Below are 25,525 nucleotides of genomic sequence, written 5' to 3'. Positions count from 1 at the left end.
ATGACGTCCCGCGGGCCCTCAGGCGGTCGCGCGGGCCCCGCCGGCCAGGTCGCGGTAGCGCTCGACCACCAGGTCGACCACGAGCGGGTGCGGGCCGATGACGTCGGCGCAGGGGACCGAGAGGGCCTCGCACTGCTCGGCGAGGCGCCGCGAGAACAGCCCCGGCGAGAGCAGGTACGGCGACACCGCGTCGTCCGGGGTCAGCACCTCCTCCGGGCGCGGGCCGAGGCCGCCCAGCGTGGCGGTGCGGACCTTGACCCCCCAGCTGTCGGCGAGCAGGTGGGAGGCGGCGCGCAGGTCACGCCAGGCCAGCGGGTCGGTCGACCCGGTGGCGACCAGCACCAACGGCCGGCCCGGCTCGATCCCGGCGGCGACCAGCCGCGCCACCTGGGCCTGGGCGAGCAACGGGTCCGGGCCGAGCGGCCGGCCGAGCACCACCGGGCCGCCGGCGCAGGCCCGGGGCAGGTCGGTGCGCACGTGGTAGCCGGTCGACAGCAGCAGCGGCACGACCACGGCCGGGCCGGCCAGCCCCGCGACGACGTCGGAGAGCAGCGGCTCGCTGAGCTCGACGTACGCCGCCGTCGACCCCACCCCGAGGGCGACACCGGCGCCCCGGGTGATCTGCCGGGCGATCTCGTTGCCACCGGCGCGGCGGGTGCCGTGCGCGACGGTGACCAGCGACGGTCCGGCGAAGTCGGTCATCGCTCCACCGCCAGCCGGTAGCCCCGCTTGACGACCGTCTGCACCGACCGGGTGCCCAGTGCGGCGCGCAGCCGCGCCACCGCCATCTCGACCGCGTGCTCGGAGGCGGCCGTCCCCGAGGGCAGCATCGCCAGCAGCGCCGGGCGCGGGATCACGTTGCCGGGGTTGGCCACCAGTGCGTGCAGGACCGACAGCGGGGCGGGAGAGAGCTTCACCTCGACCCCGTCGAGCAGCACCTGGTCGCCGTGCAGCAGCAGCTGCCGACCCCCGACGAGGTCGACGCACAGCCCGGACCGGCGCGACGGCAGCTCGGTCTCCATCAGCCGCACCATGGCCGCGAGCCGTGACCGGTCGGGCGGGTAGATCGAGGGCACGCCCCACATCTCGAAGGCGGCCGCGGTGACCGGGCCGACGCACACGGCGACGACGTCGGCCTGGAAGGCCGAGATGAGGTCGTCGCGGCGACCCACGGAGGTGGCGCAGTCCATCATCGTCGCGACCGCCGGGGCGGAGGTGAAGGTGACCGCGTCCACCTCCCCGTCGGCGATCCGCTCGACCATCGCGAACATCGGCGCGGGGTCCTCGGCGGAGATCACCCGGTAGACGGTGACGTTCTGGACCTGCGCCCCCTGACGTCGCAGGGCGTGCGCCACCATCGACAGCGACTGGCCGTGCTCCTGCACGACGATCCGGCGCCCGGTGAGGTCCCGGCCGCGCAGGTGGTCGAGCACGTCCTCGAACAGCTCGGACTCCGGCGCCCACAGCTCGCGCAGCCCGGCCCGGCGCAGGGCGCCGACCGACTTGGGGCCGCGGGCGAGGATCTCCGCCGACGAGAGCGCGGAGACCAGCGCGTCACGCAGCCCCCAGCCCTCCGCGGCGGTGATCCAGGCCCTCATGCCGATGCCGGTGGTCGCCAGGAACATGTCGGGCGGCTCGGAGATCACCCGCTCGGTCGCCTCGCGCAGCCGCGCCTCGTCGACCCGGTGCGGGTCGAGGGTCAGCGCGGGAGCGTGCTCGACGGTGGCACCGCGACGCTCCAGCAGCACGATCTGCTCGTCGGCCTTGCGGGCGGCCGTCACCGCGACGTGGAAGCCGCTGAGCGGTCCGGTCACGCCACCCTCCTCGGGACTCTCCAGCAGCACGGGGTCAGGAGCGACGGGGGCCGACCTGCACCACGCCGTCGACGACGCGCACGGCGTACGTCGGCACCCGCACCGCCTCGTCGTCGAGGCACACGCCGTCGCTGAGCCGGTAGGGCTGCTTGTGCATCGGCGATGCGACGAAGGGTACGCCGCCCCTGGTGCCGACGATGCCCCGCGAGAGCACCGAGGCGCCGCTCGCCGGGTCGAGGTTCGACAGCGCGTGCACCTCGTCGAGGTGGTCGCGGAAGACCGCCACCGCCTCCCCGTGCACCAGCGCGGCCACGCCGGACTCACGCGCGACAGCCTCGAGCGGGCAGACCGCCACCCACGTCACCGGCTCCACCGCCGCGGTCACGGGGTCACCACCGGCGCACCCACGGGGATCGTCGTGCCCAGCGGCACCGGGTCGGCCGGCTTGATCTGCTCCCGCTCGGTCTCGAACGCGATGTGCGGGTCCGGCACGCCGGGGGCGTTGACGAACGACACGAAGCGGGCGAGCTTCTCGGGGTCCTCGACGGTGGCCCTCCACTCGTCGAAGTACGTCGCCACGTGCCGCTCCATCGCTGCCTCGAGCTCCGACCCGAGCCCCAGCACGTCGTCGACGACGACCGCCCTGAGCCGCTCCAGGCCGCCCTCGAGCGAGTCGACCCAGGGGGCCGTGCGCTGCAGCCGGTCGGCGGTGCGGATGTAGTACATGAGGTAGCGGTCGAGGTAGCGCACGAGCGTCTCGTCGTCGAGGTCACCGGCCAGCAGCCTGGCGTGGGCCGGGGTGGCGCCGCCGTTGCCGCCGACGTAGAGGTTCCAGCCCTTCTCGGTGGCGATGATCCCGAAGTCCTTCGACCGCGCCTCGGCGCACTCACGGGCGCAGCCGGAGACGCCGCCCTTGAGCTTGTGCGGCGAGCGGAGCCCCCGGTAGCGCAGCTCGAGCGCGATCGCCATCGCGACCGAGTCCTGCACGCCGTACCGGCACCACGTCGAGCCCACGCACGACTTCACCGTCCGCAGCGACTTGCCGTAGGCGTGACCGGACTCGAAGCCGGCGTCGACCAGGCGCTTCCAGATCTCGGGCAGCTGCTCCACCCGGGCACCGAAGAGGTCGATGCGCTGGCCGCCGGTGATCTTCGTGTAGAGCCCGTAGTCGCGCGCCACCTCGCCGATCACGATCAGCTTCTCGGGGGTGATCTCCCCACCGGGGATGCGCGGGACCACCGAGTAGGTGCCGTTGCGCTGGATGTTGGCCAGGAACGCGTCGTTGGTGTCCTGCAGGGTGCGGTTCTCGGCCGAGAGCACGTGGCCGTTGAGCTGGCTGGCCAGGATGGAGGCGACGGCCGGCTTGCAGACGTCGCAGCCGCGGCCGGTGCCGTGGGCCTCCACGATCTGGTCGAAGGTGCGGTAGCCGTGGATGGCGACGACCTCGAAGAGCTCCGAGCGCGACAGCGCGAAGTGCTCGCACAGCGCCCGGCTGACCTCCTTGCCGGACGTGACGAAGTGGTCCTCGATGATCGCCTTGACGGTGCCGACGCACGAGCCGCAGGTGGTGCCGGCGGTCGTGCACCTCTTGACCGCCGCGACGTCCTCGCAGTCGTGGGTCTCGACGGCGTCGAGGATGTCGCCCTTGCTGACGTTGTTGCACGAGCAGACCTGCGCCTCGTCCGGCAGCGCCGCGACGCCGGTCGCGCCACCGCCGCGGGAGGCGGGGAGGATGAGCTCCTCCGGGTTCTCCGGCAGCGGGATGCCAGAGGAGACCATCGGGCGGAGGATGCCGTACGCCGCCGCGTCGCCCACCAGGATGCCGCCGAGCAGGCGGGTGCCGTCCTCGGTGACCACGAGCTTCTTGTAGACCCCCGCGACCGCGTCGGAGTAGACGAGCTCGAGGCTGCCCTCGGTCGCGGCGAACGCGTCACCGAACGAGGCGACGTCGACGCCGAGCAGCTTGAGCTTGGTCGACATGTCGGCGCCGGTGAAGGCACCCGGGCCGTCGAGCAGCGCGTCGACGGCGACCTCGGCCATGTCGTAGCCCGGGGCGACCAGGCCGTACATCCGGCCGCCCGGAGCGGCGCACTCGCCGATGGCGTGGATCCGCGGGTCGGAGGTGCGGCACTGCTCGTCGACCAGCACCCCGCCACGCTCGGCGACCTCGAGACCGGCCTCGCGGGCCAGCGCGTCACGCGGCCGGATACCGGCGGAGAACACCACGACCTGGGCGTCGACACGCTCGCCGTCCTCGAAGGCCAGCCCGTCCACGGTGCCGTCGCCGGTGATGGCGTCGGTCGCGACGCCGGTGTGGACGGTGACGCCGAGCTTCTCGATGTGCCTCACCAGCGTGGCCCCACCCGCGTCGTCGAGCTGCACCGGCATCAGCCGCGACGCCATCTCGACCACGTGGGTCTCCAGGCCCAGCTGCACCAGCGCGTTGGCGGCCTCGAGACCGAGCAGCCCGCCGCCGATCACGACACCGCTGGTCGCGTGCTCCGAGGCAGCGCGGATCGCGTCGAGGTCCTCGATGGTGCGGTAGACGAAGCAGCCGCCCAGGTCGCGTCCCGGCACCGGCGGGACGAAGGGCGCCGCCCCGGTGGCGAGGACCAGCCGGTCGTAGGCGAGCACCTCGCCGTCGGCGAGCCGCACGGTCCGCGCGGCCGGGTCGATCGCCGACACGACCGTCGCGAGCCGCAGGGACACCCGCGGGTCGTCGTACTCCCCGCCGGGCAGGAGCGAGAGCTCCTCGGCGCTGTCGGCGGCGAAGTAGGAGGTCAGGGCCACGCGATCGTACGCCGGGCGCGGCTCCTCCCCGAGCACGACCACGTCGTGGGTCTCGGTGAGTCCGCGCTCGATCGCGGCCTGGACGAACCGGTGGCCGACCATGCCGTGGCCGACCACGACGATGCGCTGGCGATGGGTGGGGCTCATGCGTCCAGCCTCTGCCGTGCTGGTTGCCCGACCGTCACGCCTCGTGACGACTCGTGTGACACCTGGCTCACGACCTCACGAGCCCGCAGCCGACCCGACGGAGGAGGGACGAGGGCGCGACAGGCGTGTCGGGGCCCGGTGAGGCAGGCGGGGCGCCGACCACGGCCCCACCGCTGGTCGAGCAGCCCGAGCGCCAGCGAGGGCGTCGTCGAGACCGCCCGCATCCGACCGTGGTCGCCGCCCCCAGCCATCTCACCGGGTCTCGACGACGGCTCGCCGGGGGCTCGCCTGCTCGACCAACGCCGCGCAGACCTGCTCGCAGCCGCCGCAGCCGGTGGTGGCGCGGGTCGTCTCGCGCAGGTGCTCCAGCGAGGAGCAGCCGCGCACCTCACCGGCCGACACCCCGGCGCAGGCACAGACCTCCGCCTCGTCCGGCAGCGCGGGAGGCTCGGAGACGGGGTCCGGCAGCAGCAGGTCACCGGGTTCGCGGACCCCGAGGACGGTGCCGCGGTCGTAGTGCTGCGTGATCAGCCCGACCCGGGAGAGGTCTCCGACCAGCGCGGCGGCCACGATCACACCGTCGCGGACGACGAGCCGGGAGTGCTTGCCGGCGACGGGGTTGGACACCTCCACGACCTCGCCCTCCTCGCCGACCGGGTCGCCCAGCACCGCCACGTCGAGGTCGGTCGCCCGCAGCCGGGCCACCGAGCGGGAGCCCTCGTGGACGACGTCGGCGCCGCACAGGCGCGCCGCCAGCAGCTGGGCCTGCTCCCAGGCCGGCGGCACGAAGCCGGTCGTCACGCCGCGGTGCTCGGCGCAGTCCCCGATCGCGTGGACGCGGGGGTCGGTGGGCGAGGTGAGGTGGTCGTCGACCACGACCCCCCGGCGGACCTCGAGCCCGGCGCCACGCGCCAGCGCGGTGCTCGGCCGACCACCCGCCGTGAGGACCACCAGGTCGGTGTCGAGCACGACACCGGTGTCCAGCCGCAGGCCGACCCCGGCCTCGGGGCCGCCGTGCTCGTGGAGGCGCACCACCCGCGCCCCCGTGTAGACCGTCGTGCCGAGTCGGGTGAGGCTGCGGGCGAGGACCTTCCCCGCCGGCGCCGACACCTGGCGGTGCAGCACGTGCTCGGCGCCCTCGACCACCTCCGTGGCCACCCCCCGCAGCGACAGCGCCCGCGCGACCTGGAGCCCGAGCAGCCCGCCGCCCACGACGACGGCACGGCGCGCGCCCGGTGCCGCTGCCAGGAGCCCCTCGCAGTCGGCGAGCGAGCGGAACGCGTGCACCCGCGGGTGCAGCGACCCGTCGTGGCGCACCAGCCCCCGGATCGGCGGGAGGGTGGGGATCGAGCCGGTCGCCAGGACCAGGCGGTCGAAGGGGACGAGCGTGCCGTCCACGAGCATCACGTCACCGTGCCCGCGGTCGACCGCGAGCACCCGGGTGCCGGTCCGCAGGTCGATCCCGTGCCCGGCGTACCAGTCCGGCGAGCGCAGGGTCAGCGCGTCCGGCGCGTGGGTGCCCTCGAGGACGGCGGAGAGCAGGATCCGGTTGTACGCCGGCACGGGCTCGTCCCCGAGCACGGTCACGTGACCGGCGTACCCGCCCGCGACCAGCCCCTCCACGAGGCGGGTCGCGGCCATGCCGTTCCCGACGACGACCAGCCGCTCGCCGGCGGGTGGTCTCGACGCCCGTTCGTCGCTGGCGCTCCTCTCTGCTCGACCACCGGCCTCGGCAGGTGGTCGAGCATCGAGCGCCAGCGAGCGCGCGTCGAGACCACCTTCCCCCCTCATGCCGCCTCCACCCGCGCGGCGCACACCTTGAACTCCGGCATCCGGCTGGCCGGGTCGAGCGCGTCGTTGACCAGCCGGTTCACGCCCAGCCAGTGGAAGGGCACGAAGACGGTGTCGGGGCGGATCGTGGTCGTGACGCGGGCGGGGACCCGGATCTCCCCGCGCCGGGTGCGCACGGTGACCGGCATCCCGTCGGCGACGCCGAGCCGGCCGGCCAGCAGCGGGTGCATCTCGGCGAAGGCCCCGTCGTCGGGGAGGTCGGCGATGCGGCGGGTCTGGGCGCCGGACTGGTACTGCGCGAGCACCCGACCCGTCGTCAGGTGCACCGGGTAGTCCGCATCGACCACCTCGGCCGGCCCGCGGTGCTCCACGGCGTGGAAGCGCGCGCGGCCGTCGGAAGTGGCGAAGGAGTCGGCGAACAGGCGCGGCGTCCCCGGGTGGCCGGGGCTCGGGCACGGCCAGAAGACCCCGTGCTCGGCACGGATCCGGTCGTAGGTGATCCCCGCGTAGTCGGCCTTCCCACCGGCAGACGCGCGGCCGAGCTCGGCGAAGACCTCCTCCGGGTCGGTCGAGAAGTCGATCGGGGAGCCGAGGCGGGCAGCCAGCCCCGCGATCACGTCGAGGTCCGAACGGACGCCCTCGGGCGCCGGTCGCGCCTGCTGGCGCAGGATCACCCGGCCCTCGAGGTTGGTCATCGTGCCGGTCTCCTCCGCCCACTGCGTCACCGGCAGCACGACGTCGGCCAGCGCCGCGGTCTCGCTCATCACCAGGTCGCAGACCACGAGCAGGTCCAGCGCCTCCAGCCGCTCCTGCACGTGGGTCGCCCGCGGCGCGGAGACGACGATGTTGGAGCCGTGCACCAGCATCGCCCGCGGGCCGCCGGGGGTGCCGAGCGCGTCGAGCAGCTCGTACGCCGACCGGCCCCTGCCGGGGAGGGAGTCCGGCTCCACGCCCCACACGGCCGCGACGTGGGCGCGCGCGGCCGGGTCGTCGATCATCCGGTAGCCCGGGAGCTGGTCGGCCTTCTGGCCGTGCTCGCGACCGCCCTGGCCGTTGCCCTGGCCGGTGAGGCAGCCGTACCCGGCGTACTGCCGCCCGGGCATGCCGAGCGCGAGGGCGACGTCGATCCAGGCGAGCACCGTGTCGGAGCCCTGAGCGTGCTGCTCGGCGCCGCGTGCGGTCAGCACCATCACCCGCTCGTGGTCCGCGAGCAGGTCGGCCAGCGCCCGCAGCTCCGACGCGGCCACTCCCGTGACCCGTTCGACCCGCTCGGGCCACCACGCGGCGGCCGACTCCCGCACGGCCTCGAAGCCGGTGGTGCGCGCGGCGACGTAGGCCTCGTCCACGTGGCCCCCCGCGACGAGCAGGTGCAGGACCCCGAGCGCGAGCGCCAGGTCGGTCCCGGGGACCGGCTGCAGCACGACGTCGGCGCGGTCGGCCGTGGCCGTGCGGCGGGGGTCGATGACGACGACCTTCCCACCGTTCTCACGGGCCCGGTCGAGGTGTCGCGCCGCCGGCGGCATCGTCTCGGCGAGGTTGGAGCCGACCAGGACCACGACATCGGCCTGCTCCACGTCGGCGAGCGGGAAGGGCAGCCCCCGGTCGACGCCGAACGCACGGGTCGAGGCCGAGGCGGCCGAGCTCATGCACCAGCGGCCGTTGTAGTCGATCTGGCTGGTGCCGAGCGCGACCCGGGCGAACTTCCCGAGCTGGTAGGCCTTCTCGTTGGTGAGCCCCCCGCCGCCGAAGACGGCCACGGCGTCGGGGCCGTGCCCGGCCTGCACCTCCCGCAGGCGTCGGGCGACCAGGTCGAGCGCCTCGTCCCACGTGACGCCGGACCACTCACCGGTCGACCGGTCACGGACCATCGGGGTGGTCAGCCGCTCGCGGTGGCCCAGCAGCCCGGTCGCCGACCAACCCTTGCGGCACAGCGCCCCCTCGTTGACCGGGAACTCCGCCCACGGCTCGACCGTCGTGCGGCGCTGACCGACCAGGGTCATGCCGCACTGCAGCGAGCAGTAGGGGCAGTGGGTCCGGGTCGCCCCGGCAGCACCCCTGGAGGTGGCACCGGCCGAGGCGAGAGGGAGCGCTGTGCCGCCACTCATGCGCCGGCCGCCGCCAGCCGCGCACCGCGGCGCAGGTAGACCGCCCAGGTCACGAGTGCGCAGACGAGGTAGTAGCCGATGAAGAGGACGAAGGCGTTCTTCACCGAGGACAGCGGGTCCTCGATCCACGGCGCCCCGAACATCATCGGGATGAGGAACCCGCCGAGGGCCCCCACCGCCCCGATGATGCCGACCGCGGCGGAGGACTCCTTGGTCGCCTTGAGGACCGCGGCCCGCCAGGTGTCCGACGTGGGCTCCGGGGCCAGGCCCTCGGTCGCCTCGTAGCGCCAGATGGTGGGGATCATCCGGTACGTCGAGCCGTTGCCGATGCCGGTCGCGGCGAAGACCAGCAGGAAGAAGCCGAGGAACAGCGGGAACCACTGCTTGTTGGCCTCCGCCGCGGCGGCCGGGTCGGCGGCCGCCGTGATCGGGGTCAGCTGGGTCAGCGTCCACAGGACACCACCGGTGAAGAGCACCATGGCGAGGAACGCACCGACGGTGACGCGGGCGCCACCGAGCCGGTCGGACAGCCAGCCGCCGAACGGTCGGGTGAAGGAGCCGACGAGCGCGCCGAGGAAGGCGTAGAAGGCGAAGTTGATGCCGCCGACGACGGCACCGACCTCGGGGTCGATGAGCGAGAAGTTGATCTTGATCAGCAGTGGCATCGCGGCGGAGTAGCCGATGAACGAGCCGAAGGTGCCGATGTAGAGGAAGCTCATCACCCAGGTCTGCCGACGCTTCACGACCGCGGCGGTCTCCTTGGTCGAGCCGACCGCGGTGCCGAGGTTGTTCATGAACAGGAACGCCGCAGCGGCCGCGACCAGGGCGAGACCGACGTACACCCATCCGGCGCGCTCGAGGTGCACGCCGCCCTCGGAGGCCTTGACCAGGCCGAAGATGCCGGCCGCGCCGACGATGACGGGCAGCAGGAACTGGATCACGGCCACGCCGACGTTCCCGCCGGCGGCGTTCAGGCCGAGGGCAGCGCCCTTCTTGTCAGCGGGGTAGAAGGCGTTGATGTTGGCCATCGAGGAGGCGAAGTTGCCGCCGCCGAGGCCGGCCGTGGCGGCAATCAGCACCATCACCCAGTAGGGCGTCGAGGTGTCCTGCACCGCGATGACGTAGAGCACGGTGGGGATCAGCAGCAGCAGTGCGCTGACGACGGTCCAGTTGCGGCCGCCGAACCTCGGGACGGCGAAGGTGTAGGGGACCCGGATCAGCGCCCCGACCAGGTTGGGCGCCGCGACGAGGAGGAACAGCTGCTGCGGGGTGTACCCGAACCGGCTGCCCAGCATGGCGGCCGAGACCGACCAGATCAGCCAGACCGAGAAGCCCAGGTGCTCGGCGAAGATCGACCACATCAGGTTGCGGCGGGCGATCTGCCTGCCGCCGTTCTCCCAGAACTGCGGGTCCTCGGGGGTCCAGTCGTCGATCCAGCGGCCGGTGCGCCGGCGCGGCGTCGGGGTGGCCGCGCTCGGGGCGGCCGCGGCACCCGGGGTGGGTGCGTCGTGCAGGGTCGTCATGGTGGCTCCTCAGGGCGTCTGGGGCGCGGGCGGGCGCCTTCGACCACCACTGTGAGGAGCCGACGTTTCACGGGCCGTGGCGAGACAGTCTCTGCTCGGTCAACTCTGGCTCACGTCCTCACAGGCCTCACGATCTCACCTCGCCAGCGGTGCGTGAGCCGACTGTGACGCAGTCGAGCCGGCGCATCCTCACGCAAAGGATGCGCCGGCTCGGCAGGACGTGGCCCGGCGGTGCGGGCGGTGGGGCCGGGCGTCAGGCCTCGCGACGCAGCCGGTACGCCGCGGCACCGGCCGCCACGCCGCCGCCGATGACCAGGACGATCCCCGGCCCGGGGCGCCAGCCGGCGGTGCCGACCAGCGAGAGCAGGTGCACGACCTGCCAGGTGGCCAGGCCGATCGCAGCCGCGGAGAGCACCGCCGCCTGGGCCATCGCCAGCCGGCGCAGCGGCACCATGACGGCGGCGAAGCCGAGCATCGCGGCGTAGAAGGTCCACAGCCCCGCCCCGCGGGTGCCGCTGATCGACCCGATCGGGGTGTCGATCCAGGGCAGGAACGACCCGAACATCACCATCACCGACGCCCCGAGCAGCAGCCGCTTGGCCGGGTGGGCGCCCCGACGGACGGGACGCGCGGTGCCGGTGGGTGCGGTGGCAGGGGTCGTGGTGGCCATGGAGCGACGGTAGGACTGTGACCGGGCTCACGACAGGGGCTGCGGGCGACGCCGCGCCCGACGGCCGAGCGGTCCACGACGAGCGGTCGGTCGCGCACGACGAACGGTCGAGCGACCCCGGTGACCCGCCGGTAGTGCGGCCCGGGTCGGCTGCGGCGTACCGCTCGACGCGTACGGCCAGCCGCTCGCCGCAGGGTGTGACCGGAGCCACATCCAGCCGTTGCCGACACCCCCGGCGGGCCGCTGTCATGCGACGAGCGGCGTCGTGTGGCGCCGGTCACCCACGGTCCTCCAGGGGCCGACGGAGGAGGTCGACAAGGATGGATGACGCATCGCGCCAGGCGTACTGGCGCAGCAACCTGCGGTTGATGGCCGTGCTGCTGACGATCTGGGCGCTGGTGTCCTTCGGGGCCGGCATCGTCTTCGTCGAGGCGCTGAACAACATCGAGGTGGCCGGGTTCCCGCTCGGCTTCTGGTTCTCCCAGCAGGGCTCGATCATCACGTTCGTCGTGCTGATCGCCGTCTACGTCTGGCGGATGGACAAGCTCGACGCGGAGTACGGCGTCGACGAGTACGAGCAGGAGGTGCACCACCCGTGAGCGACATCCAGCTCTGGACGCTGATCTTCGCGATCATCACCTTCAGCGTCTACATCTACATCGCCTACGCCAGCCGGGTGTCCGACACCTCCGGCTTCTACGTCGCCGGTGGTGGCATCCCGGCGCCTGCCAACGGCGCCGCCATCGCCGCGGACTGGATGAGCGCCGCGTCGTTCATCTCCCTGGCCGGCATCGTCGGCCTGGCCTACAACGGGTACGCCGGCGGCGTCTTCCTCATGGGGTGGACCGGCGGCTACGTGCTGCTGGCGCTGCTGCTGGCGCCGTACCTGCGCAAGTTCGGCAAGTACACGCTGCCGGACTTCGTCGGTGACCGCTACAACGAGACCGCGCGCTTCGTGGCCGTGCTCGCCGCGATCGTCGTCTCGTTCGTCTACGTGGCGGGCCAGATGGCCGGCGTCGGCCTGGTCTTCACCCGCTTCCTCAACGTGAACACGACCACCGGCGTGATCATCGGCATGGCGATCGTCTTCTTCTACGCCGTCCTCGGCGGCATGAAGGGCATCACCTGGACCCAGGTCGCGCAGTACTCGGTGCTGATCGTGGCCTACCTGATCCCGGCCGTCGCCGTGTCCGCCAAGGTCACCGGCGTGCCGCTGCCGCAGATCGGCTTCGGCAAGATCCTCGACGAGCTCAACGGGCTGCAGGCCGACTTCGGCCTCGCGGAGTACTCCGGTGCGTTCACGCAGATCTCGATGCCCAACATGGTGCTGATCACCGCGGCGCTGATGTTCGGCACCGCCGGCCTGCCGCACGTGATCGTCCGCTTCTACACCGCCAAGAGCGTGCGTGCCGCCCGCTACTCCGCGCTGTGGGCGATCTTCTTCATCGCGCTGCTCTACACGACCGCCCCGTCGGTCGCGGCGTTCACGAAGCTGCAGATCATGAAGGACCTCAACGGCACGACGCTCGCCGACGCGCCCGGCTGGTTCAACACCTGGTCCGACGTCGGGCTGATCACCACCGCCTCCGGCGCGCCGGTCAGCGACTTGGGCAGCAACGCCTTCGGCTACACCGACGTGATGATCAACAACGACATCATCGTGCTGGCCTCCCCGGAGATCGGCGGCCTGCCGGCACCGATCGTCGGCCTGGTCGCGGCCGGTGCGCTCGCCGCGGCGCTGTCGACCGCCTCGGGGCTGCTGCTGGTCATCAGCTCCTCGGTGGCCAACGACGTCTACTACAAGAAGATCAACCCGCAGGCCTCCGAGAGCCAGCAGCTGATGGTCGGCCGCATCGCCATGGCATGCGCGATCGTCGTCGCCGGGTACCTCGGCATCAACCCGCCCGGCTTCGTGGCACAGGTCGTGGCACTCGCCTTCGGCCTGGCGGCGGCCAGCTTCTTCCCGATCCTGGTGCTCGGCATCTTCTGGAAGAAGACCACGGCAGCCGGTGCGGCCACCGGCATGATCGTCGGCCTCTCGCTGACCTTCGCCTACATGCTGTGGACGCTGCCCATCTACGGCGGCTCGGAGGGCCTGTTCTCGATCCCGCCGACCGGCATCGGCACGATCGGCATGCTGATCAACTTCGCCGTGACGATCGGGGTCTCGCAGTTCACCAAGAAGCCGAGCCAGGAGATGCAGGACCTCGTGGAGGAGATCCGGTACCCCGGACGCACCACCCTCGTGGCCAAGCACCAGGCCGGCGAGGTCTGACCCACCACGGTCGGCCAGGGACCACGGTCCCTTCCCCAGGGGCGGTCGCGGGCGTCGTACGGCGCTCGCGACCGTCCCACGTGGAGGGCTGCAACCCCTCCGCAACCGACCGACCCCCACCCTGGTGGCCCGGCAGCACCCCCCGGCCTAGTGTGAGAGAGGCCACCACCCCCCGCAGCACCCCGGCACCACCCGCAACCACCACGTCCCACCCACCCCGCCGCGCAGGAGAGACACAGTGAGCGAGAAGACCGACGAGACCCTGGCGAACCTGCTCAAGGAGGACCGCCGCTTCGAGCCGCCCGCGGACCTCGCGGAGCACGCCAACCTCACCGCCGACGCCTACGACCGGGCCGCCGAGGACCGCGAGGGCTTCTGGGCCGAGCAGGCCGAGCGACTCACCTGGGCCCAGAAGTGGGACCAGGTCCTCGACTGGTCGAACCCGCCCTTCGCGAAGTGGTACGTCGGCGGCAAGCTCAACGCCGCCTACAACTGCGTCGACCGCCACGTCGAGGCCGGCCGCGGCGACAAGGTCGCGCTGCACTTCGTCGGCGAGCCCGTCGGTGACACCCGTTCCATCACCTACGCCGAGCTGCAGGACCTGGTCTCCCAGGCCGCGAACGCGCTGACCGACCTGGGTGTGGCCGCCGGCGACCGGGTCGCGATCTACATGCCGATGATCCCCGAGGCCGTGGTCACGATGCTGGCCTGCGCCCGCATCGGCGCCCCGCACACCGTGGTCTTCGGCGGCTTCTCCTCCGACGCCCTGGCCTCCCGCCTGGAGGACTGCCAGGCCAAGGTGGTCGTGACCTCCGACGGCGGCTACCGCCGCGGCTCGGCCTCCTCGCTCAAGCCGGCCGTGGACGAGGCGCGCGAGAAGGCCGCCGGGCTGGGCCACACCGTGGAGAAGGTGCTGGTCGTCCGGCGTACCGGCCAGGACGTCGTCTGGGACGACTCGGTCGACGTGTGGTGGCACGACGCCGTCGAGTCCGCCTCGACCTCGCACACCCCCGAGGCCTTCGACGCCGAGCACCCGCTCTACGTCATGTACACCTCCGGCACCACCGGCAAGCCCAAGGGCATCCTGCACACCACCGGCGGCTACCTCGTCGGGTCCGCCTACACGCACTGGGCGGTCTTCGACCTCAAGGACGACGACGTCTACTGGTGCACCGCCGACATCGGCTGGGTCACCGGGCACTCCTACATCGTCTACGGCCCGCTGGCCAACGGCGTGACGCAGGTGCTCTACGAGGGCACCCCCGACTCCCCCGAGCGCGGCCGCTGGTGGGACATCATCGAGCAGTACGGCGTGACGCTCTTCTACACCGCGCCCACCGCGATCCGCTCGTTCATGAAGCAGGGCCGCGAGATCCCCGACGCCCGCGACCTGTCCTCGCTGCGCCTCCTCGGCTCGGTCGGCGAGCCGATCAACCCCGAGGCCTACGTCTGGTACCGCCACGTCATCGGCGGCGACCGCACCCCGGTCGTCGACACCTGGTGGCAGACCGAGACCGGCTCGATCATGATCAGCCCGCTGCCCGGAGTCACCGCCGGCAAGCCCGGCTCGGCGATGAACCCCATCCCCGGCGTCGCCGCCGAGGTCGTCGACGAGGAGGGCAACGCCGTGCCCAACGGCTCCGGCGGCTACCTCGTGCTCACCGAGCCGTGGCCCTCGATGCTGCGCACCATCTGGGGCGACGACCAGCGCTTCAAGGAGACCTACTGGTCCCGCTTCGAGAAGCTCGGCTACTACTTCGCCGGTGACGGCGCCAAGAAGGACACCGACGGCGACCTGTGGGTGCTGGGCCGCGTCGACGACGTCATGAACGTCTCCGGCCACCGGCTCTCCACCACCGAGATCGAGTCCGCGCTGGTCTCCCACCCCAAGGTCGCCGAGGCCGCGGTCGTGGGCGCCAAGGACGAGGACACCGGCCAGGCGGTCTGCGCGTTCGTGATCCTGCGCGACAGTGCTGTCGGGGACGGCGCCAGTGACGAGCAGAGCGACATCGTGGCCGAGCTGCGCAAGCACGTGCGCAAGGAGATCGGCCCGATCGCCACCCCGCGCCAGATCATGATCGTCCCCGAGCTGCCCAAGACGCGCTCGGGCAAGATCATGCGTCGCCTGCTGCGCGACGTCGCCGAGAACCGCGAGGTCGGCGACGTCACCACGCTGGCCGACTCCTCGGTGATGGAGCTGATCTCCACCGGTCTGTCCTCCGGCAAGGGCGAGGACTGACCAGTCCCCCGCTGGTCGAGGTGCGAGGAGCGCCAGCGACGAGCCACGAGCCCCCGGTGGTCCGGGTGCGCCGGCCGGCGTACCTCGACCACCGGGGTGACCACCTCGCTCGGTAGGGTGAAGCCTGGTGAGCCGGGAAGTCTGGTCGGCACGTACGTCGCCGACCCCGTGACCCCTCGAGGAGTCCTGTGAGCCCTACCGATCCGTCCGGAACCCCGGCCGACCCCCGTGAGCCCGATCCCGCCGGGGTGGGCGACCACGGCCCCGACGCGAGTCCTCGGCTCTTCAGCCGCGGCTCGTTCCTGGAGTCCAGCCGCATCGCCGAGGTGCTGCGCGCCGAGACGACGGGCGGCCTGCTGCTCATCGTGGGCGCGGCCATCGCGATCATCTGGGCCAACACCTCCTTCGCCGGCAGCTACGAGTCGATCCGCGACTTCAAGCCGATCTCGGAGCCGGTGGAGCTGCTCGGTTTCTCGCTGCACCTCGACCTGAGCCTGGGCAAGTGGGCCGCGGACGGTCTGCTCGCCATCTTCTTCTTCGTGGTCGGCCTCGAGCTCAAGCGCGAGTTCGTCGCCGGCGACCTGCGCGACCCGCGCCGCGCCGCACTCCCGATGGCCGCTGCCGTCGGCGGCATGGTCGCCCCCGCGCTGATCTTCGTCGCGTGGAACCTCGGCTCCAACGGCGGGCTGGCCGGCTGGGCGATCCCGACCGCGACCGACATCGCCTTCGCCGTGGCGATCCTGGCCGTCATCAGCACCCACCTGCCCTCGGGCCTGCGGACCTTCCTGCTCACCCTGGCCGTGGTCGACGACCTGCTGGCCATCACGATCATCGCGGTGTTCTACACCGAGGAGCTCGACCTGCTCTTCCTCGGGCTCGGCCTGGTCCCGATCGCGATCTTCGCGCTGCTCGTGCAGAAGCGGATCAGCTCGGGCTTCCTGCTGCTGCCGCTCGCACTGGTCGCCTGGGTGCTCGTCCACGAGTCCGGTGTGCACGCGACCGTCGCCGGGGTGCTCCTCGGCTTCACCGTCCCCGTCCTGCGCCGCGACCACGCCGAGGGCCCCGGCCTGGCCGAGCACCTCGAGCACCTCGTCCGCCCGATCAGCGCCGGTGTCGCGGTGCCGATCTTCGCCTTCTTCGCCGCCGGCGTGACGGTGGGCGGGTTCAGCGGTCTCGTCGACTCGCTCAAGGACCCGGTCGCCCTCGGCATCGTCAGCGGCCTGCTGATCGGCAAGACCGTCGGCATCACCGGCTCGACGTGGCTGCTGGCGAAGTTCACCAAGGCCGAGCTGGACGACGAGCTCGCCTGGATCGACGTCATCGGCATGGCGATGCTGGCCGGCATCGGGTTCACGGTCTCCCTGCTGATCGGCGAGCTGGCGTTCGGCTCGAGCTCCGAGCGCGACGAGCACGTGAAGGTCGGCGTCCTGGTCGGGTCCCTGACCGCCGCCCTGCTCGCCAGCGTGATCCTGCGGGCCCGCAACCGGGTCTACCGCAGGATCACCGTGGAGGAGGAGCGCGACTCCGACCTCGACGGCATCCCCGACGTCTTCCAGACCGGCGACCACGACCCGGCCACGCCACCCGCCTGAGGCCGCGCTGCTTGCGGGTCGGCGGGCAGTTTCACCGCTCGGGTGGTGGAACTGCCGCTTGTCGACCGGAACTTCGTGAGACCAGCGCCGGTTTCACCACCCGGGTGGTGAAACTGCCGCAGGTCGCCGAGGGTCGGGCGACGCGTCAGGCCTGGCCCTTGAGCGCGCGGGGGATCTCCTTGCCCTGCGCGATGGCCCGCTCGGGGCCCTTGACCTTCTTGACGCTGCGGATGCCGGCGAAGACGAGGCCGCCGGCGAGCAGCAGGTAGAGGCCGAAGACGATCAGGAACGCCCAGTGCAGGGAGAGCCCGCTGCCGTTCCAGTGGATGAAGTAGGCCAGCGCGACCGAGAACATGATGATCGCGAGCACGGCGATGAAGCCGGCAGCGGCGAACAGGCCGACCCCGACGCCGCCGAACTTGGCGCTCACCTTCAGCTCGGACTTCGCGAGCTCGATCTCCTTGCTGATGAGCGTGGAGATGTCACGGCTGGCGTCGGCGACCAGTCGACCGATGGTGGGGTCGGTCTCCTTGACCTCTTCGATGGCCACGTGCTGCTCCCGGGTCTCGACGCTGGCTGACGACCCGACCCTAGCGAACCCTCAGCCGGGTCCGCCCGGCCAGTCGGGTGAGGGACCACCCACCGGAAGGATGCGCCGGCTCGGCAGGGCCGGCCCGGCACGGCGTCCGGTCAGCTCGCGCAGCCCCCGGTGGACACCGGCTGGGTGCCGGCGCGACCCTGGGCGGCGGCCTGGGCGACCTGGTCGGTGGTGAGGGCGTAGCCGGTGTCGGCGTCGGTCACCGAGGCGGCGAAGACCACGCCGACGACGTCGCCGCGCGGGTTGACGATCGGGCCGCCGGAGTTGCCGGGGCGCACCAGGCCGCGCAGGGAGTAGACCTCACGGATGACGGTGCCGTTGCCGTAGATGTTGGGCGAGCGCAGCCGCTGCTCGGCGCGGATGCGCCCCGCGCGCAGGTCGTAGGGCCCGTCCTCGGGGTAGCCGGCGATCACCACGGCGTCCTGTGGCGCGGCGTCGGCGAACTCCAGGACCGGCGCGGTGCCGGTCTCGACCTCGATGACCGCGACGTCCACGTCGGGGTTGTAGTAGACGACCTCGCCCTGGACCGTCTGGTCGCCGACCTGCACCTGCGGGGCGTCGACGCCGGCGACCACGTGGGCGTTGGTCATCAGCCGGTCGTCGGCGTAGACGAAGCCGCTGCCCTCGATCCCCGAGCCGCAGCGGTTGGTGCCGCGGATCTTGAGCACCGAGGGCTGGATGGCCTGGATGGCCGGCTTGCGCAGCACCTTCTCGTTGCCCGGTGCGACCTCGACGATGCGCTCGGGTGCGAACGGCTCGAGGTAGCGCGGGAAGAAGCCGGTGCCCACGACGCCGTTGAAGGCCTGCAGCAACCCGTCGGCCGAGGTCGGGAGCACCTGGTCGACCTTCGCCAGCACCGTCGAGGAGCGTACGAGCGGGGTGACGCCCGCGATCCGCGAGCCGGACACGGCCACGCCGAGCGCCCAGGCGACCAGCAGCACCGCCGCGGCGCTCAGCGCGGCACCGCCGATCGCGTCGAGGGCCCGCACCGGCTGCCAGGTGATCCGCGAGCGCACCCGGGCCCCGACGTACTGGAACATCGCCTGGCCCAGCGACGCCGCGACGATCACGATGAACAGCGCCCCGAGCGAGACCACCAGCGAGGGGCTGGCGTCACCGAGCGCGATGGGTGCCAGCCAGATGCCGAAGAGGCCTCCGAGCAGCAGGCCCGCGGTCGCCGCGGCTCCGGTGATGAAGCCCTGCCAGTAGCCCGAGAGCGCGTAGGCCAGGACGAGGAGCAGCAGTAGCCAGTCGAGGAGGTTCACCGTCAGAGATCCTCCTCGATGTCGAGCATCCGGGCACGTTCGGCGATGCGATGGTCGGCGGCGAGCATGTAGTCGGGCAGGTCCTGGATCCGCGACTCGTCCCAGGGGCGCGACCACCCGAGGTAGTCGAAGAGGCGGGCGATGATGCCCCCGGTGAAGCCCCAGAGGATGACGTCCTTGTCCGGGCCGATGAGGAAGCCCGGGCTCTGGTAGCCCTTGGGGTGCCGCACGGTGACGCGGTGCTCGGGGTCGAGCAGCTCGCTGATCGGGGCGTGGTGGATGGCGTGCACCTCGGCGCGCGAGGCGATGTGGACACCCGAGGGGTGCGCCCACCAGCCCAGGACGGGGGTGACGGCGAAGTTCGAGGGTGGCAGCCACAGCTCGGGCAGCCGCCCGAAGATCCGCACCTCGGCCGGGTCGAGGCCGACCTCCTCCTCGGCCTCGCGCAGCGCCGCCTGCTCGACGCTCTCCCCCGGGTCCAGCGACCCACCCGGGAAGGAGACCTGCCCGGGGTGGGAGCGCATGTCGTGGGCGCGCTCGGTCAGCAGCAGCTCGCCGCCCTGCTCACCCTCGCCGAAGAGCATCAGCACCGCACCCGGGCGGGCCGAGCCGTCCTCGGGCGGGGTGAAGCGCGTCAGGTCGAGGGCGTCGATCGCCTCGGCGCCGGCACGCACCTCGTGCAGCCAGTCGGGCAGGTCCACGGTCTCGTCCACGGGCTCGCTCACAGGTCCACCCCGAGGTGCTCTCGCACCAACGTCTCGAGCTCGCCGACCGACTCCAGCTCCATCGGCAGCACCCGCACCACCACCCCGTCCTCGTCGACCAGGGCCGTCAGCGGCAGCGCGGTCGCGCGCAACGGCTCCGCCTTCAGCACCGCCTCGGTGTCCGCGACCGAGGGGTAGGTGACGCCGCGCTGCGCGAGCTGCTGGAGCGCCAGCCCGGTGTTGGGGTCCTGGAAGTCCACACCGAGCACCGGCACCGTGTCGCCGTGGGTCGCGTGGAACTCCTGCAGCACCGGCATCTCCTCACGGCACGGGCCGCACCAGGACGCCCACAGGTTCACCACCATGGGTCCGCGCAGGGTCGACAGGTCGACCGCCGGGCCGCCGCCGAGGCAGGGCAGGGTGACGGCCGGCAGTCCGCCGTCCACGGGCTCGCCGTCGCCGGGCACGCAGTCCTCGATGCCGGCGTCCGCCTTGGCCTCGCGCAGGGCCGGGGTGTCGACGTCGATGTCCGGCGGGTTGGGCACGAAGCCGGCCTCGGGGTCCGAGCACCCGGTGAGCACCAGGGCGGCGAGCATGCCGACGAGCGCAGCGGCGCGGCCCGACCTCGGGCGCGCCCTCACGCGCGGCCCTCGGTGCGCACGAGCTTCTCGGCGGCGACCGGATCCGTCGGCCCCGCGCCGTACGCCGGGCACCACCGCGCCACGGGGCAGGCACCGCACGCGGGCTTCTGGGCGTGGCAGCGCCGCCGCCCGTGCCAGATCAGGTGGTGCGAGAGCATCGTCCAGTCGCGCTTGGGGAACAGCGCACCGACCGCGTGCTCGACCTTGACGGGGTCGGTCTCCTCGGTCCAGCCGAAGCGGCGCGCGAGGCGGCCGAAGTGCGTGTCGACGGTGATGCCGGGGACGTCGAAGGCGTTGCCGAGCACGACGTTGGCGGTCTTGCGGCCGACCCCGGGCAGCTTCACGAGGTCCTCGAGGCGGCCGGGGACCTGCCCGTCGTGGTGCTCGACGAGGTGGGCGGAGAGCTTGAGCAGCGACTCGGTCTTGGCGCGGAAGAAGCCCAGCGGCCCGACGATGCCCTCGAGGGTCTCGCGGTCGGCCGCGGCCATCGCCCGGGCGTCGGGATAGGCCGCGAAGAGGGTGGGGCGCACCGCGTTGACCCGCTTGTCGGTGGTCTGCGCGGAGAGGACGGTGACCACGAGGAGCTGGAAGGGGTCGTCGAAGTCGAGCTCGCAGCGGGCGTCGGGGTAGGTCTCGGCGAGCACCCGCTCGATGCGACGGGCCCGCCGGGTCAGGGCAAGGGGGGACTCCGGCGCAGGCACGCTGACACCCTACGAGACGGCGGGGACACCCCCGGGGGATGTGGCTCACACCCGCCGCCACCGGCTCGCGGACGATCCGCCCCGCCACGCGGTGCCGCCCCGGTGGTGCCTGTGATGAATTCCACTCGATAGGATCACCACACGCGCAGTTCTGCGCCGTGGACCCACCACGCCCGCGACGTCCCACCAGGAGGCCCCCGTGGACAACGACGTGCTCCGCCAGGCACCGCTCTTCAGCGCCCTCGACGACGAGGCGGCCTCGGCGCTGCGCGCCTCGATGAGCGAGAACCGCCTGCGCCGCGGCGACGTGCTCTTCCACGAGGGCGACTCCGGCGACAAGCTCTACATCGTGCTCGACGGCAAGGTGAAGCTCGGCCGCACCTCCTCCGACGGTAGGGAGAACCTGCTGGCGATCCTCGGCCCCGGCCAGATGTTCGGCGAGCTCTCGCTCTTCGACCCCGGCCCGCGCTCGGCCACCGTCACCGCCGTCACCGACTGCTCCTTCGCCTCGCTGTCCCACGAGGACCTCCTGCGTTGGCTCGAGGGTCGCCCGGTCGTCGCCCGTGGCCTGCTGGCCCAGCTGGCCGGCCGGCTGCGCAAGGCCAACGACGTGGTCGCCGACCTGGTCTTCTCCGACGTCCCGGGCCGGGTCGCCAAGGCGCTGCTCGACCTGGCCGACCGCTTCGGCCGCACCGCCGACGACGGCGTGCACGTCCACCACGACCTCACCCAGGAGGAGCTCGCCCAGCTGGTCGGCGCCTCCCGCGAGACCGTCAACAAGGCGCTGGCCGACTTCGCCTCGCGCGGCTGGCTGCGCCTGGAGCCCCGCTCGGTCGTCATCATGGACGTCGAGCGGCTCTCCCGCCGCGCCCGCTGACGGCCCGTCCCTGAACGCTCCCTAGGGTGGGAGCCATGGACGGTCCGCGCACCCGCCTGCCCGTCCCGCTCCCGCTGCTGGCCGCGGCGGCGCTGGCGCTGCCCGGCAGCCTGCACGGCCTGGCGACGTACGTCGGCATCCCGACCGTCGAGCTCACCCCTCCGCTCCTCGTGCTGCTCTACGGGCTGGCGATCGTCGGCGCAGCCTTCGCGCTGGCGTGGGCGGCCGAGGCTGCCCAGGTCGACATCAACGCCGGGATCGCGCTGGCCCTGCTCGCGCTGGTCGCGGTGCTGCCGGAGTACGCCGTGGACTTCGTGTTCACCGCCCAGTGCGGCACGGCGTACGCCGCCGAGGGAGGCAGCCCGGACGTCTGCGGCCTGGCGCTGGCCAACATGACCGGTGCCAACCGGATCCTCGTCGGCGTCGGCTGGCCGCTGGTGGTGCTGGTCTCGGCGCTGGCCGTGCGCCGCGCCGCCCGGGGCGGGACCCCGGCACCCGTGCGGCCCACGACCCCGGGCCGGACCCGCGTGCACATCGCGCCGGTGATGTCGGTCGAGGTCGGCTTCCTGCTGGTGGCGACGCTCTACTCCCTGACCCTGCCGCTGCGCTCGTCGCTCACCCTGCTCGACTCCGCGGTGCTGCTGGCGATCTTCGCTGCCTATGCCTGGCGGCTGGCGCAGATGCCGGCTACCGAGCCGGAGCTCTCGGGCGTCTCGCACTGGATCGGCAGCCAGCCGCGCGGTTCGCGCCGAGCCTGGGTGGGCAGCCTGTTCGTCGGCGCCGCCCTGGTGATCCTCTTCTCCGCCGAGCACTTCGCCGAGAGCCTGGTCGAGACCGGCAGCGACCTCGGGGTCGACGAGTTCCTGCTGGTCCAGTGGATCGCGCCGCTGGCCAGCGAGTCACCGGAGCTGATGGTGGCCTGCCTGCTGGCCTGGCGGCTCAAGGGCGGTGACGCCCTCGGCGCGCTGCTCTCCAGCAAGGTCAACCAGTGGACGCTGCTGGTCGGCGGTCTGCCGATCGTATTCGCCCTCACCCACCTCGGCCTCGACGGCCTGCCTGTCGACGCCGAGCAGCGCTACGAGCTGCTCATCACTGGCGCCCAGTCGCTGCTGGCGATCGCGCTGCTGGTGACGCTGCGTCTCACCGTGCGGTCGGCGCTGCTGCTGCTCACGCTCTTCATGGTCCAGCTGGTCGCCAGCGTCCTGGGCAGCGACCGCGTCCACGAGGTCACGATCCTGGCGATGAGCGGGGTCTACCTCGCCCTGGCGGTCGTGCTGCTGGGGCTGCGGCGGCGTGCCGTGGGGGAGATGGCGCGCACGGCGTTCGTCCGCGACCTCTCCACCGTGGCGACCGAGTCGCCCGGGTCGTCCGAGTCGCCCGGGCGCCGCTGAGCCGTCAGCGGCCGCGCAGGTAGGCCAGCTGGGCCCGCACCGACAGCTCCGCCGCGCCCCACAGGACTGGGTCGACGTCGGCGTACACGTGCTCGACGACGCGACGCGGCAGCGTCTCGGCGTCGAGCTGCTCGTCCTCGAGGTGCTCCAGTGCCGCCTCGACCTGCGCCAGCCGGGCCTGGCGGTGGTCTCGGTAGTAGGTCAGCGCCGCGAGCGCGTCGCCGATGACGGGCCCGTGCCCCGGCCACACGGCCGCGGCCTCCTCGCGCTCGGCCAGCGCGTGCAGCCGGTCGAGGGAGTCGAGGTAGGCGCCGAGCTGGCCGTCGGGGTGCGCGACCACGGTGGTGCCGCGGCCCAGCACGGTGTCGCCGGTCAGCACCGCCCGCTCGGCCGGCAGCAGGAACGACAGCGAGTCGGCGGTGTGCCCCGGCGTCGCCACGACGTGCACCTCCAGCCCGTCGGCCTCCACGACGTCGCCGTCGCCGAGGCCCTCCGAGCCCAGGCGGTACGCCGGGTCCAGGGCGCGTACGCCGCAGCCGACCGACTCCGCGAACTCCCGGGCCGCCTCCGAGTGGTCGGCGTGGTGGTGGGTCAGCAGGACGGCAGCCACGTTGCCCCGCCCACCGGCGGCCTCCGCGAGCGCGGCGAGGTGCCCGGGGTCGGACGGTCCGGGGTCGATCACGACCGAGCGGCGGGCGCCGGGCTCGCGCAGCACCCAGGAGTTGGTGCCGTCCAGCGTCATGATGTTCGGGTTCGGGGCGAGCACGCACTGCCCGCGCTCCCCGAACGCACCCCCGGCCCAGCTCCCGTCGGTCATCGCAGACGCCTCCGCCGCTCAGGCCCGCCGGGCCGCCAGGACCGGCCGCAGCCGGTCGGGCATCGACAGGGTCCAGCCGTCGTCGAGCGGCTCGACCGAGGGGCAGAACATCTCCAGCCGCCGGTCCGCTGCGGCCCCGAGGACCGCGTCGGGGTCGTCGTACGTGCCGACCTCCATCGAGACAAGGTACGTCGGCGGCATCATCGCCAGGTCGCCGCTGTCGGCCCGGTCGGCCGCCAGCGCCGCCGGCAGCCAGGTGACCGAGGAGGACTCGGTCGACACGTCGCGGGTCACCTGCCCCTCGGGCAGCCGGGCCACGAAGAACCAGGTGCGGTAGCGCTTGGGCTCGAAGACCGGCGTCAGCCAGGCGTCCCAGGCGCCCAGCAGGTCGGTGCGCAGCACCAGCCCGCGGCGGTCCAGGAAGTCGGTCAGCGACAGGTCGCGGCCCTCGAGAGCGACCCGGTCGGCCTCCCAGTCCTCGCCGCTGGTGTCGGCGACGACCTCGTCGGCCGAGGGGCCGGCGAGCAGCACCCCGGACTCCTCGAACGTCTCGCGCACCGCGGCGCAGACCAAAGCGCGGGCCTCCTGCTCGGTGCAGCCCAGCCGCTCGGCCCACGTCGCGACCGACGGCCCGGCCCAGTGCTCGTCCTCCAGGTCGAAGTCGCGCTTGTCGACGCCCCCACCGGGGAAGACGGCCATGCCGCCGGCGAAGTCCATCGAGAGCTGCCGGCGCAGGTAGTAGGCCTCGGGCCCGGCTCCGGTCTCGGAGGGGCGCAGCAGGATGACCGTCGCCGCGTCCCGGGGCTCGGCGGCGGTGCGGGTGCCGTCGGCGTACTCCCGCGCGACGTCGACCACCGTCTCCGGCAGCGGCACCGGCGGGAGCGGGATCCTCACCGGACCTCGACCAGCAGCTCCACCTCGACGGGCGCGTCGAGGGGCAGCACGGGCACGCCGACGGCGGAGCGGGCGTGGATGCCGGCGTCGCCGAAGACCTCGCCGAGCAGCTCGGAGGCGCCGTTGGCGACGCCGGGCTGGCCGGTGAAGTCGGGGGTGGAGGCGATGAAGGCGACGACCTTGACCACACGCACGACGCGGGACAGGTCGCCGATCTCCGACTTCACCGCGGCGATCGCGTTGAGGACGCACTGCTGGGCGCAGGCGTAGGCCTCCTCCGCCGTCACCTCGCCGCCGACCTTGCCGGTCACCATCAGCTCGCCGGCACGCATGGGCAGCTGGCCGGAGGTGAAGACGTGGTCGCCGGAGCGGACCGCCGGGACGTAGGCCGCGACGGGCTTGGCGACCTCCGGGACTGCGAGGCCCATCTCGGCCAGGCGCTCCTCGGGGGAGGTCATGCCTTCGGCCGCTTCAGGAACGCGACGAGGCCGCCCTGGGCGTTGGTCTGGATGGTGACCAGCTCCCAGCCGTCCTCGCCGAAGTTGTTCAGCATCAGCGCCTCGTTGTGCAGCGGAATCGGTGCGACCTGGTACTCCCACTTCGTCATGGGCCCGACCCTACTCACGCGCGCCGACGCGCGCCCACCCCCGCCGCCGGCCCCACCGCTGGTCGAGGCGCGACGAGCGCCAGC

At 72.7% G+C, this 25,525-nt stretch carries 23 protein-coding genes; 6 read left to right on the top strand and 17 right to left on the bottom strand.

What is annotated here, in order from left to right:
• Nucleotides 1-18 precede the first annotated feature (18 nt).
• The 8 genes from BKA05_RS00210 to BKA05_RS00175 all read right to left on the bottom strand — a co-directional run bounded on the left by BKA05_RS00210 (nucleotide 19) and on the right by BKA05_RS00175 (nucleotide 10,840).
• Nucleotides 19-702 carry a sirohydrochlorin chelatase gene (locus tag BKA05_RS00210; RefSeq protein ID WP_179529625.1) on the bottom strand — a complete coding sequence of 228 codons (684 nt, stop codon included), beginning with the start codon at nucleotides 700-702 and terminating at the stop codon, nucleotides 19-21.
• Nucleotides 699-1,814, bottom strand: a complete 1,116-nt coding sequence (locus tag BKA05_RS00205; protein ID WP_343045449.1) for a uroporphyrinogen-III synthase — start codon at nucleotides 1,812-1,814, stop codon at nucleotides 699-701. The genes BKA05_RS00210 and BKA05_RS00205 overlap by 4 nt, the downstream gene beginning before the upstream one ends.
• A gap of 34 nt (nucleotides 1,815-1,848) precedes the next feature.
• Nucleotides 1,849-2,199 (bottom strand): nitrite reductase small subunit NirD, encoded by a 351-nt coding sequence (gene nirD / locus BKA05_RS00200; protein ID WP_179529624.1) that lies wholly within the window; start codon nucleotides 2,197-2,199, stop codon nucleotides 1,849-1,851.
• Entirely contained in the window at nucleotides 2,196-4,751 is a 2,556-nt protein-coding gene (nirB, locus tag BKA05_RS00195) for a nitrite reductase large subunit NirB (RefSeq protein ID WP_179529623.1), read from the bottom strand. Before nirB ends, nirD begins: the two co-directional genes overlap by 4 nt.
• A 252-nt stretch (nucleotides 4,752-5,003) precedes the next feature.
• A complete protein-coding gene (locus BKA05_RS00190; protein ID WP_179529622.1) occupies nucleotides 5,004-6,542 on the bottom strand; it encodes an FAD-dependent oxidoreductase in 1,539 nt (512 codons plus the stop codon).
• Nucleotides 6,539-8,647, bottom strand: a complete 2,109-nt coding sequence (locus BKA05_RS00185) for a molybdopterin oxidoreductase family protein (RefSeq protein ID WP_179529621.1) — start codon at nucleotides 8,645-8,647, stop codon at nucleotides 6,539-6,541. The genes BKA05_RS00190 and BKA05_RS00185 overlap by 4 nt, the downstream gene beginning before the upstream one ends.
• Nucleotides 8,644-10,170, bottom strand: a complete 1,527-nt coding sequence (locus tag BKA05_RS00180) for an MFS transporter (RefSeq protein WP_179529620.1) — start codon at nucleotides 10,168-10,170, stop codon at nucleotides 8,644-8,646. The genes BKA05_RS00185 and BKA05_RS00180 overlap by 4 nt, the downstream gene beginning before the upstream one ends.
• Nucleotides 10,171-10,423: 253 nt before the next feature.
• On the bottom strand, nucleotides 10,424-10,840 hold the full coding sequence (locus BKA05_RS00175) for a hypothetical protein (RefSeq protein WP_218842174.1): 417 nt from the start codon (nucleotides 10,838-10,840) through the stop codon (nucleotides 10,424-10,426).
• A gap of 320 nt (nucleotides 10,841-11,160) precedes the next feature.
• Between BKA05_RS00175 and BKA05_RS00170 the strand changes: the two genes are divergently transcribed.
• From BKA05_RS00170 to nhaA, 4 genes are all read left to right on the top strand, one after another.
• Nucleotides 11,161-11,439: a DUF4212 domain-containing protein gene (locus BKA05_RS00170; RefSeq protein ID WP_179529619.1), complete on the top strand. Its 279-nt coding sequence runs from the start codon at nucleotides 11,161-11,163 to the stop codon at nucleotides 11,437-11,439.
• Nucleotides 11,436-13,115, top strand: a complete 1,680-nt coding sequence (locus tag BKA05_RS00165; protein ID WP_179529618.1) for a VC_2705 family sodium/solute symporter — start codon at nucleotides 11,436-11,438, stop codon at nucleotides 13,113-13,115. Before BKA05_RS00170 ends, BKA05_RS00165 begins: the two co-directional genes overlap by 4 nt.
• A gap of 238 nt (nucleotides 13,116-13,353) precedes the next feature.
• Nucleotides 13,354-15,354 (top strand): acetate--CoA ligase, encoded by a 2,001-nt coding sequence (acs, locus tag BKA05_RS00160; RefSeq protein WP_343045448.1) that lies wholly within the window; start codon nucleotides 13,354-13,356, stop codon nucleotides 15,352-15,354.
• Between the two features lie 248 nt (nucleotides 15,355-15,602).
• Nucleotides 15,603-16,946 (top strand): Na+/H+ antiporter NhaA, encoded by a 1,344-nt coding sequence (gene nhaA, locus BKA05_RS00155; protein WP_179532879.1) that lies wholly within the window; start codon nucleotides 15,603-15,605, stop codon nucleotides 16,944-16,946.
• Between the two features lie 145 nt (nucleotides 16,947-17,091).
• Here the strand turns inward: nhaA and BKA05_RS00150 are convergent, their stop codons facing one another.
• From BKA05_RS00150 to nth, 5 genes are all read right to left on the bottom strand, one after another.
• Nucleotides 17,092-17,496 (bottom strand): phage holin family protein, encoded by a 405-nt coding sequence (locus BKA05_RS00150; RefSeq protein ID WP_179529617.1) that lies wholly within the window; start codon nucleotides 17,494-17,496, stop codon nucleotides 17,092-17,094.
• A gap of 140 nt (nucleotides 17,497-17,636) precedes the next feature.
• Nucleotides 17,637-18,809 carry a MarP family serine protease gene (locus BKA05_RS00145; protein ID WP_179529616.1) on the bottom strand — a complete coding sequence of 391 codons (1,173 nt, stop codon included), beginning with the start codon at nucleotides 18,807-18,809 and terminating at the stop codon, nucleotides 17,637-17,639.
• 2 nt (nucleotides 18,810-18,811) lie between these two features.
• Nucleotides 18,812-19,534, bottom strand: a complete 723-nt coding sequence (locus BKA05_RS00140; protein WP_343045446.1) for an NUDIX hydrolase — start codon at nucleotides 19,532-19,534, stop codon at nucleotides 18,812-18,814.
• Nucleotides 19,531-20,154: a redoxin family protein gene (locus BKA05_RS00135; protein WP_179529615.1), complete on the bottom strand. Its 624-nt coding sequence runs from the start codon at nucleotides 20,152-20,154 to the stop codon at nucleotides 19,531-19,533. Before BKA05_RS00135 ends, BKA05_RS00140 begins: the two co-directional genes overlap by 4 nt.
• Nucleotides 20,151-20,855, bottom strand: a complete 705-nt coding sequence (gene nth / locus BKA05_RS00130; RefSeq protein WP_179529614.1) for an endonuclease III — start codon at nucleotides 20,853-20,855, stop codon at nucleotides 20,151-20,153. Before nth ends, BKA05_RS00135 begins: the two co-directional genes overlap by 4 nt.
• Nucleotides 20,856-21,054: 199 nt before the next feature.
• Here nth and BKA05_RS00125 point away from each other — a divergent pair, with 199 nt between their 5' ends.
• Entirely contained in the window at nucleotides 21,055-21,732 is a 678-nt protein-coding gene (locus BKA05_RS00125) for a Crp/Fnr family transcriptional regulator (protein WP_179529613.1), read from the top strand.
• A 35-nt stretch (nucleotides 21,733-21,767) separates the two neighbouring features.
• A complete protein-coding gene (locus BKA05_RS00120; protein ID WP_179529612.1) occupies nucleotides 21,768-23,123 on the top strand; it encodes a sodium:proton exchanger in 1,356 nt (451 codons plus the stop codon).
• Between the two features lie 4 nt (nucleotides 23,124-23,127).
• Here the strand turns inward: BKA05_RS00120 and BKA05_RS00115 are convergent, their stop codons facing one another.
• From BKA05_RS00115 to sp36, 4 genes are read right to left on the bottom strand one after another with little or no spacing between them, the layout of a single operon-like run.
• On the bottom strand, nucleotides 23,128-23,940 hold the full coding sequence (locus BKA05_RS00115) for an MBL fold metallo-hydrolase (RefSeq protein ID WP_179529611.1): 813 nt from the start codon (nucleotides 23,938-23,940) through the stop codon (nucleotides 23,128-23,130).
• Nucleotides 23,941-23,958: 18 nt separating this feature from the next.
• A complete protein-coding gene (locus BKA05_RS00110) occupies nucleotides 23,959-24,834 on the bottom strand; it encodes an NUDIX hydrolase (RefSeq protein ID WP_179529610.1) in 876 nt (291 codons plus the stop codon).
• A complete protein-coding gene (locus BKA05_RS00105) occupies nucleotides 24,831-25,292 on the bottom strand; it encodes a RidA family protein (RefSeq protein ID WP_179529609.1) in 462 nt (153 codons plus the stop codon). Before BKA05_RS00105 ends, BKA05_RS00110 begins: the two co-directional genes overlap by 4 nt.
• A complete protein-coding gene (gene sp36 / locus BKA05_RS00100; RefSeq protein ID WP_179529608.1) occupies nucleotides 25,289-25,441 on the bottom strand; it encodes a Sp36 family protein in 153 nt (50 codons plus the stop codon). The genes BKA05_RS00105 and sp36 overlap by 4 nt, the downstream gene beginning before the upstream one ends.
• Nucleotides 25,442-25,525 lie beyond the last annotated feature (84 nt).

It is taken from the genome of Nocardioides marinus, from assembly GCF_013408145.1.
Taxonomy (GTDB): Bacteria; Actinomycetota; Actinomycetes; order Propionibacteriales; family Nocardioidaceae; genus Nocardioides; species Nocardioides marinus.
The sequence above is the reverse complement of the archived record's forward strand: the minus strand, read 5'-3'. Positions and strand labels throughout refer to the sequence as shown.

Coding starts and splice junctions, on each gene's coding strand:
- BKA05_RS00175 (WP_218842174.1), bottom strand. CDS start 10,840: ATGGCCACCACGACCCCTGCCACCGCACCCACCGGCACCGCGCGTCCC.
- BKA05_RS00180 (WP_179529620.1), bottom strand. CDS start 10,170: ATGACGACCCTGCACGACGCACCCACCCCGGGTGCCGCGGCCGCCCCG.
- BKA05_RS00210 (WP_179529625.1), bottom strand. CDS start 702: ATGACCGACTTCGCCGGACCGTCGCTGGTCACCGTCGCGCACGGCACC.
- BKA05_RS00105 (WP_179529609.1), bottom strand. CDS start 25,292: ATGACCTCCCCCGAGGAGCGCCTGGCCGAGATGGGCCTCGCAGTCCCG.
- nirB (WP_179529623.1), bottom strand. CDS start 4,751: ATGAGCCCCACCCATCGCCAGCGCATCGTCGTGGTCGGCCACGGCATG.
- BKA05_RS00190 (WP_179529622.1), bottom strand. CDS start 6,542: ATGAGGGGGGAAGGTGGTCTCGACGCGCGCTCGCTGGCGCTCGATGCT.
- BKA05_RS00120 (WP_179529612.1), top strand. CDS start 21,768: ATGGACGGTCCGCGCACCCGCCTGCCCGTCCCGCTCCCGCTGCTGGCC.
- BKA05_RS00170 (WP_179529619.1), top strand. CDS start 11,161: ATGGATGACGCATCGCGCCAGGCGTACTGGCGCAGCAACCTGCGGTTG.
- sp36 (WP_179529608.1), bottom strand. CDS start 25,441: ATGACGAAGTGGGAGTACCAGGTCGCACCGATTCCGCTGCACAACGAG.
- BKA05_RS00185 (WP_179529621.1), bottom strand. CDS start 8,647: ATGAGTGGCGGCACAGCGCTCCCTCTCGCCTCGGCCGGTGCCACCTCC.
- BKA05_RS00115 (WP_179529611.1), bottom strand. CDS start 23,940: ATGACCGACGGGAGCTGGGCCGGGGGTGCGTTCGGGGAGCGCGGGCAG.